Origin of the sequence: Acinetobacter sp. YH01005, from assembly GCF_013420465.1 — a bacterium.
Classification (GTDB): domain Bacteria; phylum Pseudomonadota; class Gammaproteobacteria; order Pseudomonadales; family Moraxellaceae; genus Acinetobacter; species Acinetobacter amyesii.
Genome location: NZ_VOYA01000007.1, coordinates 128,453 through 140,383, shown reverse-complemented (window position 1 = coordinate 140,383; position 11,931 = coordinate 128,453). Strand labels below are relative to the sequence as shown.

Below are 11,931 nucleotides of genomic sequence, written 5' to 3'. Positions count from 1 at the left end.
TTTAACCTTTTTTAACGAGATATATTTTGTGAAACAATTAAATTAAAAATTTTTTGCGCAAGATCTCGCGCGGCACCTTGATTGGTTTCAATAATATAGTGCGCGACTTCACGATAAAGAGGATCACGGGCAGCCAATAAATCTCGTAGCTTTTGCTCTGGATTTTCCACTTGAAGAAGTGGACGATTTTTGTCGCGGTAGGTTCGTTGTAACTGAATTTCCACCGGAGTATATAGATAAACAACAATACCACGTTGTTTTAAAAACTCACGATTTGGGGGTTGAGTCACAGCACCACCGCCAGTCGCCAAGACCAGTTGTTTCTTTGCAGTTAACTCATCAATGACATTCGTTTCACGACTTCTAAAGCCTTTTTCCCCTTCCTTTTCAAAAATCCAAGGAATGGTCGCACCTGTTTTACGTTCAATTTCATGATCACTGTCTAGAAATTCACGTCCTAACAATTCTGCTAAATGTCGCCCTACGGTTGTTTTTCCTGCCCCCATCGGCCCTACCAAATAGATATTTGGTAGGGTTTCAAACTCTTTGCTTGGCAAGGAGTCACCTATTTCTTTTGTTAAATTGAAAATATATTAATGATTTCTGGTAACACTGTCATTAACAATTCGCGGAGTAACAAAAATCAGTAACTCATTTTTTGCATCGCTTTTCAAATCTTTACGGAATAAGCGACCTACATAAGGAATATCACCTAAGAACGGTACTTTAATTTGCTTACTTTGTGTTTCCTGATTAAAAATACCGCCGAGCACAACAGTTTCACCATTGTTGACTAAGACATCGGTATTAATTTCATTTTTATTCAGGATAATTTCACCATTTTGTGCATATCCTGCTGGTGAGTCGCTCTTGATATTCAGCTTCATTTGCACTTTACCATCTGGAGTAATGCTAGGCGTGACATCCAAACTTAATAAAGCTTCTTTAAACTCGGTAGAAGAAGTTGCATTTGAACCTGTACCCGTTGTGGTTTGATACGGAATTTCTTGACCTGATGCAACTTTGGCAGGTTGTTTATCCGCTGTCAGTACCTTAGGTGTAGAAATGACTTCACCATAACCATCCGCTTGTAAAGCAGAAAGCTCTAAATCCAACATAAAATCAGAAAGACTAATTAAGCCGAACGCAATTCGACTGGCACCTGCAGTAGTCACACCTAAGTCCACGTTTAAGTTACTTGGACGTTGAATCGTATATTTACCATCATCATCCGGTGTTTTTAAGTCCCAAAGCGTAGTATCACTACCACCCACCAATAAATGGTCATTTTGGTTAATACCTTGAGACAAGAGACCCCATTTCACACCCATTTCTTTGGTAAAGTCGGTAGAAGCTTTTACAATACGTGCTTCGACCATGACCTGCTTGACTGATACATCAAGCAAATCCACCATCTTACGAATCTGATCAATGTTTTGCGCGGTATCATTAATAATCAGTGTATTTGTACGCGTATCTGCAGAAATCGTGCCTCGGGGACTTAACAAATTACCCCGATCATCATCAGCATTATTACTATTATTTGACGAACCGCTATTACCCGCAGTTTTAGACTGCGTAATCAGTTTCTCAATATCAGCTGCCTTAGCATAACTTAAAGTAAGATATTCTGTTTGAATGGGTGCCAACTTCATACTTTGACGTAAGGCTTTCGCTTCTTCTTCTTCCGCTTTAATCAACTCAGAAACAGGCGCAATCCAAATCACATTACCATTACGACGTTTGTCCAAATTCTTGGTTTTCAATACGATATCTAGTGCTTGATCCCAAGGCACATCTTTTAAGCGAAGTGTAATATTTCCTTGAACCGTATCAGCAGCAACCATATTGATTTCAGTGAAATCAGCCAAAAGTTGCAGCACACGACGTACTTCAATATCTTGGAAGTCTAATGAAATCTTCTTACCGGTATAATGATTGGCAGCTTTAGGACGTAATGGATTCTTATCTTCCGGACGTTTCAAACTTACCGTTAATTTATTATCAGTTTGGTACGCCATATATTCATAGCTGCCCGTCGACTGAATGGTAATCACACCATTACCGCCATCATTATGTGCGTCCACCGTTGCAACAGGTGTTGCAAAATCATTGACATTTAAACGGCGAGTCAAATGTGCAGGTACTTTATTGCCTAAAGTACGGATCACCACTTTACTGCCTTGCTGTTGAACATCAACGGGAGTATTTCCACCCAGTAAATCAACAACAACTTGACCTTCACCATTAGAACCACGGTGGAAACCAATATTTGAGATGCCCTGTTGCTGACGTTGTGCTACAGGCTGTACATAATTTGCAGCTTGTGCAGAGTTGATTTTTAAAATAAAGGTATTACCTTCAACACGCGTGGTAAAAGCGCCAGCATTGGCTAAATTCACAGTTAAGCGCGCACGTTGTGCATCCGAACTCACATCCACAGTGCTCGCTTCAGCCGTTGCCACAGGAATTGAACTTTGTTTTAAATTTTGCTGTGCTTTATCAAAGTCTAAAACTAGTCGTGATGGTTGATCGAGTTGATAAGCTTGTGGTTGCGGCGGCAAGCCATTAAACATCACGCGAATTTCAGTCCCTTGACCTGGAATTTGCATTGGTACCACATTGGTTACACTCACCTGAGCATTGGCAACTTGCATCATCGCCATTGCAACAGCCCCCATCGAAAACTGACGAAACACATGATTCATTGTATTGCCATCCCCAAAAATAAAATCTTGTACACTATTCTTCATTTTTATTCCTTTAAGCTTAAGGTGCTGGTCCAATTAATATGAGACTTCTAGGACGCTCTACATATCCTTCTCGCCCATCCGGAATAATCTCAATCAAATCAATTTGCGTCGGGGTAATATTTACCACGCGACCATGATTGAGCCCCATATAACTTCCACGTTGAATACGTTCAACTTCACCATCAGGCGTCTGAATCAAGGCTAAAATTTGCCCAGATTGGTTACGCATACTACCCTTCATATTTAAAGTTTCGAGCGCATAACTCTCTAAGGGTTGAGGCTGACGACTCAAGTTTGGATAAACACGCTTACCAGCCATGATTTTAAGTTCTGCTGCCAATGAACTTGGCAAGAACGGACTTTTTAAAGAATGCGCTGCATAATTAAAAGTCTCGACAGGCACAAAATCTGGCGCAGGCTCAATCGCTAATGGCGCTTGATTGCGTATATTTGCCATCTCTTGATTGACCACATCAATACGTGATTCACAACCTGCTAATACAAATCCAACCATCACAGAAAGTGCCAATTTATTCATTTTCATTTTGGAGCCTCCTGTGTACTTGCTGAATCTGCAGCTTTCGCAGCACTTTCAGTATTTCCTTCGTAACGATATGTTTTCGCAGAAATGACATAATCAATTTTTGGAATATCTGAGTTCTTTTCTTTATTTTCAGTTGCTGTAATCGTTAAATTATGCAAAGTCACAATCCGTGAAAGCCCGGCAATGCCACTAACAAATGAACCAAAGGCATGGTAATCACCCGTTGCTTCGATATGAATTGGCTGTTCCGTAAAGAACTCTTGCTTCACTTCAGGCTCAAGACGAATAATTTTAAATTTCAGTCCAGAATTCACGCCTGTTAAGTTGATATCTTCAACCAAACCTGGAATTTCAGTTTCTTTCGGCAATTGTTCTAATTGTTGATTAAAACGTGCTTCCATATCCTGCAACTGCAATTGATATTGTTGCAAATTACGTAGTTTTGAATCTTTTTCACGAAATTCATTCAACAAATTTTGTTCTTGTGCATTGGCACTTGAAATAGCTTCAATCTTGCCTTTAATCGCCAAGAAATAGCCCAAAATTGCCACAAGGATAATGATAAAAATCCAACAGGTAATTTTGACTGAAATTGGCCAACTACCATAGTTATTCGGATCTAGCGTATTGAACTGCTGTACAAACTTATCAAAAGTCATTTTCTTTTTCGGAATGACAACAGCATCTTGATTCAATTGTTCAAATTCATCACGACTCATTTTGCAGCCTCCGGAGTTGGTGTTGCTGCAGTTTGTGCGTCAGATGTTTGCGCCGATGAAGCTGACTGTCCTGCATTTGCTGCTGGATCATTAATGGTCGGCTGCGCAATTTGCTCCAAATCAGCAGTCACAGTAAATGCACCATAAGATTCTTCTACGCGAGGAACCACTGACGTCGGCGCTTTGTCTTTTTTCTCTTCAACCACAAGGAATGAGCTCATGAAGGCATTACGATACCAAGGTGATGCTTCCAAATTACGCAGTAAATCTGCAACAGTATTTGGACTTTCCGCACGCCCTTCGATCATAAATTTGTCGCCATTACGCTCAAATTTTGTGATGTACATATTGGCAGGTGTCACACGAACCAATTCATCTACAAGATGTACTGCGATTGGACGTTGACCTTGTAAGCCTTGAATCAACTTCATGCGTTCAATAATGGCATTACGCTGCTCTTGTAAACCATCCAAAGACTTTAATTGAACATCTAAATTTTGGTTATGACTGATAATCAATTGGTTCGCTTGTTCTTGATCTTTTAATTTGTGATCAAAGTACAACCATGTTAAACCAACCCCAATTACCCCAATTAAGAAAGCCCCAATACAAAGTGCAATAAATTCTTTTTTTCGTTTCTCTCTTAGCTCATCACGCCAAGGGAGCAAGTTAATTTTTGCCATTAATCAAAACTCCTCAATGCTAGACCGCATGCCACCATGAGTGATGAGGCATCATTTTCAATTTTTTTAATATCAATTTGAGGTGAAAAACCCATTTGTAAGAATGGATTGGCAATCGTGACGCGGTAACCTAATTTTTGTTGAAGTAATTTTGCAAGCCCCGGAATATTGGCATTCCCCCCTGCCAATAAAATATGGTCAATTTCGTTGAACTGTGAAGATGAGAAAAAGAACTGTAAAGAACGTGCTGCTTGTTGAACGACAGCTTCTAAGAAGGGTTCTAAGACTTCGATATCATAATCATCTGGCAAGGCACGTGTTTTTTTCGCTCGACCTGCTTCTTCGAAAGACAATGCATAGCGATTTTGAATTTCCTGTGTCAATTGTTTGCCACCAAACACTTGCTCACGGGTATAAATCACTTTGTTATTCTGCATAACAGATAAGGTCGTCATACTATGACCAATATCTAAAATACCCACGGTATTTACACCCATTGGCAAAGTATCTGAGAAAACTTTAAATGCATTTTCAATTGCAAAGCTTTCTACATCGCCAATTTTTGGTGTCAGACCCGCAAGCTGAATGACTTCCGCACGCGCTTCAACATTTTCAATACGCGTAGCGACAAGTAGAACATTGACACGATTTGGGTTGGACAGACGATCTGGCAAGACCTCAAAATCAAGGCTCGCTTCATCAAGTGGGAACGGAATATATTGCTCAGCATCATCACGAATCTGAATTTCACGTTCATCATCGTTCATATCTGCGTCCATTTCGATGATTTTTGTAATCACCATCGACGTAGGAACCGCCAAAGCTGCATTGGTCGTCTGTGTATTGGCCAAATTAATTGCGCGCTCTAAACAGTCACCGACAGCTTCCGGATTCAATATGTTCTTTTCAACAACACTTCCTTCTGGTAATGGGACCAAAGCATAGCTTTCTACCCAATACCGCCCACTCTTTACAGAAAGTTCCAAAACCTTAACAGAAGTCGAACTAATATCTACTCCTATCAACCCCTTATTTGGCTTACGATATAACCTGAGCACAATATAATTCCTATTATTTTTTTATCCCCAAAAAAATTAACCCACTAATTAGCATTGGTCTATAATTTTATACAGATACAATAACTCATCTAACAATCCGTATATCGAAAGGATATACTGACCACCAATTAGTTTGCCATTAGCTCTTATTAAAACTTACTTGTTATGAAAAAGCTATCTTGTTCAGGCCTTGTTCATCCATTTTTTTTGGCCATTATTATTATTTTGGTCGCAATTCCAATGGGTTTCTATGGCATGTATCTCTATATTGCCCCGTCTTTGCCTGAAATGTCCATCTTAAAAAAGGCTCCATTATTAAAACCATTGCAGGTTTATAGTGCTGATAATGAGCTGATTGCAGAATACGGTGGCAAACTTTCGGTCCCTGTAGAGTACGACCAAATCCCGTCTCATTTCATTCATGGCTTTTTAGCTGCGGAAGATTCTTCATTTTTTGAACACAGCGGTATTAGTTTCAAAGGATTGGGGCGTGCTGTCAGTGAAAGTATTACAGGCTCAGATGTGCAAACCGGTGGTTCAACCATTACCATGCAGGTTGCAAAAAACTATTATCTGACTCCAGAACGTACGCTAAAACGTAAACTGACCGAAGTTTTCCTTGCTCGAAAAATTGAACAAAATCTAAGTAAAGAAGAAATTTTAACGCTGTATGTCAACAAAATCTTTTTAGGAAAAAATGCCTACGGGATCGCAGCAGCAGCAAAAATTTATTATAACAAGAGCCTGCAAGATTTAAGTTTGGCTCAAATGGCAATGATTTCAGGCTTACCTAAAGCACCTTCAAAATACAATCCTGTAGCCAACCCAAAACGTGCTTTAGAGCGTCGTAATTGGATTTTAGGCCGTATGTTGCAATTGGGTTATATCAATCAATCTGAATATCAAAAAGCGATTGCTGAACCGATTAATCTCGATATGCCTGACCGCGGGGTCAGCAACAAATTCCCCTACGTCGGGGAAATGGTTCGCTCTGAGCTCGTAGAAAAGCTTGGTGAACAAGCGACGGATTCTGGCTATAAAGTCTACACCACTATCAACAGCCAACGCCAAGCCTATGCTGAGCAGGCTGTACAAGAGGGTCTCGAAGCTTACGATAGACGACATGGTTGGCGTGGTGCAGAAGCACATGATGAACCCTTAAAAAACTTTATTCCATATGCCAACACCTATCCTGCCGAAGTAACCAAAGTCAACAACACCAGTATCGAAGTGTTGATGCAAGACGGCAGTAGTGTGACAGTTCCATGGTCAGGTTTATCTTGGGCACGCCCCTATCGCAATGCCAATAGTGTAGGCAATGCGCCTAGCAAAGCCTCTCAAATTGTAAAAGTAAAAGATATTATTCGCCTACGTCCGAATGCGGACAAAAGCTCATGGGCTTTGGTGCAAATTCCCAAAGCGCAAGGTCAATTAATTGCACTTAATCCCAATAATGGTGGTATTGAAGCCATTGTGGGTGGTTATAATTTTTATCAATCTAAATTTAACCGTGCTCTACAAGGCTGGCGTCAGCCGGGTTCAACCATTAAACCCTTTGTTTATGCTTTAGCACTTGAACGTGGCATGACTCCGTATTCCATGGTCAATGACAATCCAATTACGATTGGCAAGTGGACGCCTAAAAACTCTGACGGTCGCTATTTAGGGATGATACCTCTACGCCGTGCCCTCTATTTATCACGTAACACAGTTTCAGTTCGCTTATTACAAGTCGTCGGAATTGAACGTACTCGCCAATTATTTATGGATTTTGGCTTACAAGAAAACCAAATTCCACGTAACTACACCATTGCTTTAGGTACCCCACAGGTGTTGCCGATTCAAATGGCGACAGGTTATGCGACATTTGCCAACGGTGGATATCGTATTCAACCGCACTTTATTAGCCGTATTGAAGATGCTTATGGCAAAGTGATTTATCAAGCCAATCCTGAATATGCATGTATTCAATGTATCAATCAAAAAGACGAAGTTGAATCAGCAGATCCGACCACGCCGGATGATGAAGTGATTGAAGTCACTAATCAGGATAATAAACCTGCTGAATCGAAAATTTCCGATACTGAAGCAGCAAACTATAAGCAAGCTCAGCGAATTTTGAAGTCAAGTTCAGCCTTTGATATGGCGAACATCTTGCGTGACGTGATCCAACATGGTACAGGTCGAGCGGCTTTAAAAATTGGTCGCGGTGATTTAGGCGGTAAAACCGGTACAACCAATGACGCAAAAGACGCGTGGTTTGCTGGATTTAATGGAAAATTGGTCACTGTGGCTTGGGTCGGTTTTGACCAACCTTCTACTTTGGGTCGCCGTGAATATGGTGGTGTTGCAGCCTTGCCTATTTGGTCAGATTTTATGGCGAAATCACTTAAAGGCACACCTGAAGCTTGGGTGCGTTTAGACACCCATGCCAAGAATCCAATCAACCGTAATTCGGCTAAAGCGACTCAAGGTCAACCTGAACAAGATCGTGCAGCAACGCCACCAATGGCTCAACCGCTGTATCGTCCTGCTCCTGTTGCACCGAAGCCTCAGGCTTCGCAAAATGATTTTGACGACCTTCCTGGGTCTACTGAAACCAATCTTGCACCGACTCGAACTGCGCCTCCGCCAATGCAGCCTAAACCACAAGGTGCAGAGCATAAAACGGACGCACTTGATCATCTCATCGATCAAGTTCAGTAAATACTGCATAAAAAAAGCCCTCAAACGAGGGCTTTTTTATCACTTCCAATGCATTATTTCTTTTTAAAGAGATAAATTTGATACTGCGCTTGCAACTCAAATTGTTCATTTTTTTCTAGAGCTTCTCGACGCTCAGCTTTCACTTTATATGCATAAGGCGTCATTGCAATTAAGTTTTTGAGATCCTGCTGAGAAAGTGACATTTTCGCTTGAACCACTTGTTCACTTTCCAATTCAAAATCATTCGCCAGTTGTTCCACAAATTTATGCGGTTCATGTGGTTTTACTTCTTCAAACAGGGCTTCACGCATAGCATAAAGATGCTCTGGTGCAGGTGTAACCACCATCAAGTGCCCTTCAGGCTTTAATACGCGAAGGATTTCTTCTTTTGGAATAGGACTAAATAAACTCGTACACAAGTCAATCGAATGGTCTAATACAGGCAAGGTCGCCCCTGTACCAACCACCCAAGTCACCTCTTTATTCAGTTTAGCGGCCACTTGTACTGCATTTTTAGCAATATCGACACCCACACATTGTAGTACTTCAGCTTGCATCGCATCAGTGTAATAGCCTTCACCACAGCCAATATCCAACAAGTTTTCAACCCTTAATTTTTGAATCAAAGCCACCACTGCCTGTTGCAAAGGTGCATAGTGACCTGCAGTCAAAAACGCACGACGCGCCTGTATAGATTCAGGCGTATCACCCGGATTTTTACTGTGTTTATGTTGAACCACATGTAAATTGACATAGCCTTGTTTTGCAACATCATAGCTATGATTATTTTCACAGCGCCATGTCCGCTCTGTGAGTTTTAATGCTTCACGGCATACAGGACACATCAACAGGTTCATCATTTACTCCACTATATTTTGAAATAAAAAAACCGGCATCTGTGGGAGCAAATGCCGGTTTCGTTTATTTATTTGCTTAACGTAATTTTAAAGTCATTAGACCTAAAACTACCAGCATAATTGTAATAATCCAGAAACGAATCACCACCTGAGTTTCACGCCATCCCTTTTTCTCATAGTGATGGTGCAGCGGTGCCATTAAGAATACACGCTTGTTCCGCATACGCAGCGAGCCAATTTGCAAGAAGACAGAAATAGCTTCAACCACGAAGACACCGCCCATAATGGCAAAAACGATTTCTTGACGAACCATGACTGCGATCGTACCGAGCATCGCACCTAGAGATAAGGCACCGACATCACCCATAAACACTTGAGCTGGATGCGCGTTAAACCATAAGAATGCCAAACCAGCACCGATCATTGCCGCACAGATCACGACAAGTTCAGATGCGTATTTCACATAAGGGATATGTAAATAATCGGCAAAACGAACATCACCAGCCAGATAAGCAAATACACCTAAACCTGCGGCAACCAGAACGATTGGCATAATTGCTAGGCCGTCCAAACCATCCGTTAAGTTCACAGCGTTAGATGCGCCGTTAATCACCAAATAAGTAAAGACAATAAAACCAATACCGAGTGGAATAATAGACAACGGAATGCTAATTTCTTTAAAGAATGGAATCAGCAGATCCAACATATTTGAGGTATGTACTGGGTTTGCTTGCTGTGTCGCAATCACATAGAGCGCAATACCGGCGCCTAACGATGCTACAGAAGTCCAAAAGAATTTCTTTTTCGCAGGTAGACCGGCATTGTCTTTATAACGAATTTTAATCCAGTCATCGGCCCAGCCAACAGCACCAAAGATCACCATCACGCCAAGTACAATCCATACATAAGGGTTTGAAAGATCGGCCCAAAGTAAGGTTGAAATCCCAATAGACAGTAAAATCAACACACCACCCATAGTCGGTGTGCCCATTTTTTTGGCATGATTTTCAGGTGCGAATGAACTGACTGCCTGACCATATTTGAGAGCTTGCAATTTGCGGATCATCACAGGTCCAAGCAACAGACCAATGGCCAATGCCGTTAAGACACTGAGTAGCGAACGAAGCGTTAAATAACGAACAACCTGAAACGAGCTGTGATAACCCGCAAGCTGCTCAAATAACCATAACAGCATTAAAGTTTCTCCATCAATTCAGCCATCAAAGTTTCCATGTGGGTATAACGAGAACCTTTAAACAGGAAACTCATGGACTGAGGCTGATGTGTTTTGACTAGACTAATTAATAACGGTAAAGCCTGTTCTTGAGATAGAAAGGCCTGTAATTTTTTACCATATTGTGTACTGCGCGCGCCTTCTTGCACAGCAGGTGAAAACTCACCGACAGCAACGACAAATTGAAGACCAGAGTGTGAGACAAGATCACGTCCCAACATGTAGTGCTGCTGTGCAGCAGATGAACCTAACTCACCAATATCCCCAATGACCATGACTTTGATGCCATCTTGCTGCGCAAGTACATCAGCAGCAGCACGCATTGAGGTTGGATTTGCATTGTAAGTATCATCAATAAACAAATAATCTTTATGTTGAATAAAGTTTAGACGACCTTTGGCACCAGTTGCATGTTCAAGACCCACAACGATGTCATCTAAACTCACGCCAATCGATAACGCGAAAGCTGCGGCTGCAGTGGCATTTTGCACATTATGCTCACCCGCAAATGGCAGTTGAACAGAACGCGAACCTTGTGGCGTATTTAAGATAAAACGTGAAGATTGAGCCTGAAGCTCCGTCTCAGTCGCAAAGACATCCCCACCCTGACCAAAACTCATTAATTGTTCAGTTTGCACAGCTTGACGAATGGCATCTGTAAAATCATCTGCCGCAGGCACAATCGAAGTTCCTGTTTTCGCTATATGTGCATAAATTTCAGACTTGGCACGACAAATGCCCTCACGCCCACCAAATTCACCCATATGAGCAGTACCAATATTTAAAATACCGGCAACCTGAGGCTGTACCAAATTTGAGGTGTAATCAATTTCACCCTTATGACTGGCACCAAGCTCCATCACGGCATACTGATGTTCTGGACGCAACTCAAGTAACATCATCGGTACGCCAAGGTCATTATTTAAATTACCGCGCGTAATTAATGTTGGTGCAAGACGAGAAAGGATACTCCCGAGCATCTCTTTGGTCGTAGTTTTACCACTGCTTCCTGTCAAGGCAATTACTTTTAAAGCTGGGTTTTGGGCACGACGAAATGCACCCAAATGCCCAAGCGCCATACGTGTATCTGCAACCACCAACTGACAAATATCCACATCGACCGGATGACTGACAATGGCAATTTCACAACCCTTTTCAGCCACTTGAGCAAGGAAGTCATGCGCATCAAAGCGTTCACCTTTCAGGGCAAGAAAAACGTCACCTTGCTCTGCATGACGTGAATCGGTCAAAATTCGTTTCACAGGACCTGTCGGCGCTTGATTATTATGCCAGTGACCTTGTGTCGCTTGAACCAACTGTTCGGCAGTCCATGGTTCTAACGGAACCGTACTGGTCGTTGAAGTATGCATATCTGTT

The 11,931-nt window shown here is 41.7% G+C and carries 10 protein-coding genes; 1 reads left to right on the top strand and 9 read right to left on the bottom strand.

The features are described from left to right. Positions 1 to 11: 11 nt before the first annotated feature. The 6 genes from aroK to FTT72_RS06815 form a co-directional block, all read right to left on the bottom strand. On the bottom strand, positions 12 to 557 hold the full coding sequence (gene aroK / locus FTT72_RS06840) for a shikimate kinase AroK (protein ID WP_078189378.1): 546 nt from the start codon (positions 555 to 557) through the stop codon (positions 12 to 14). Between the two features lie 36 nt (positions 558 to 593). Continuing rightward, a complete protein-coding gene (gene pilQ, locus FTT72_RS06835; protein ID WP_180117282.1) occupies positions 594 to 2,708 on the bottom strand; it encodes a type IV pilus secretin PilQ in 2,115 nt (704 codons plus the stop codon). 61 nt (positions 2,709 to 2,769) lie between these two features. Then, positions 2,770 to 3,297 (bottom strand): pilus assembly protein PilP, encoded by a 528-nt coding sequence (locus tag FTT72_RS06830; protein ID WP_078192530.1) that lies wholly within the window; start codon positions 3,295 to 3,297, stop codon positions 2,770 to 2,772. Then, entirely contained in the window at positions 3,294 to 4,016 is a 723-nt protein-coding gene (locus tag FTT72_RS06825; protein ID WP_078189381.1) for a type 4a pilus biogenesis protein PilO, read from the bottom strand. The genes FTT72_RS06830 and FTT72_RS06825 overlap by 4 nt, the downstream gene beginning before the upstream one ends. Beyond that, on the bottom strand, positions 4,013 to 4,699 hold the full coding sequence (locus FTT72_RS06820) for a PilN domain-containing protein (protein ID WP_180162852.1): 687 nt from the start codon (positions 4,697 to 4,699) through the stop codon (positions 4,013 to 4,015). The genes FTT72_RS06825 and FTT72_RS06820 overlap by 4 nt, the downstream gene beginning before the upstream one ends. Beyond that, a complete protein-coding gene (locus FTT72_RS06815; RefSeq protein ID WP_078192532.1) occupies positions 4,699 to 5,757 on the bottom strand; it encodes a pilus assembly protein PilM in 1,059 nt (352 codons plus the stop codon). The genes FTT72_RS06820 and FTT72_RS06815 overlap by 1 nt, the downstream gene beginning before the upstream one ends. 165 nt (positions 5,758 to 5,922) lie before the next feature. On the opposite strand from FTT72_RS06815, the gene ponA reads away from it, so the two are divergent. Further along, positions 5,923 to 8,463, top strand: coding sequence for a penicillin-binding protein PBP1a (gene ponA, locus FTT72_RS06810; RefSeq protein ID WP_180178078.1), 2,541 nt, complete (start codon positions 5,923 to 5,925; stop codon positions 8,461 to 8,463). A 53-nt stretch (positions 8,464 to 8,516) separates the two neighbouring features. Here ponA and FTT72_RS06805 read toward each other — a convergent pair whose 3' ends face one another. The 3 genes from FTT72_RS06805 to murF all read right to left on the bottom strand — a co-directional run bounded on the left by FTT72_RS06805 (position 8,517) and on the right by murF (position 11,924). Next, positions 8,517 to 9,320 carry a putative RNA methyltransferase gene (locus FTT72_RS06805; protein ID WP_180178077.1) on the bottom strand — a complete coding sequence of 268 codons (804 nt, stop codon included), beginning with the start codon at positions 9,318 to 9,320 and terminating at the stop codon, positions 8,517 to 8,519. Between the two features lie 76 nt (positions 9,321 to 9,396). Beyond that, complete coding sequence (gene mraY, locus FTT72_RS06800) at positions 9,397 to 10,515, bottom strand: phospho-N-acetylmuramoyl-pentapeptide-transferase (RefSeq protein WP_078189386.1); 1,119 nt, start codon at positions 10,513 to 10,515, stop codon at positions 9,397 to 9,399. Then, on the bottom strand, positions 10,515 to 11,924 hold the full coding sequence (murF, locus tag FTT72_RS06795; RefSeq protein WP_180178076.1) for a UDP-N-acetylmuramoyl-tripeptide--D-alanyl-D-alanine ligase: 1,410 nt from the start codon (positions 11,922 to 11,924) through the stop codon (positions 10,515 to 10,517). The genes mraY and murF overlap by 1 nt, the downstream gene beginning before the upstream one ends. Positions 11,925 to 11,931 lie beyond the last annotated feature (7 nt).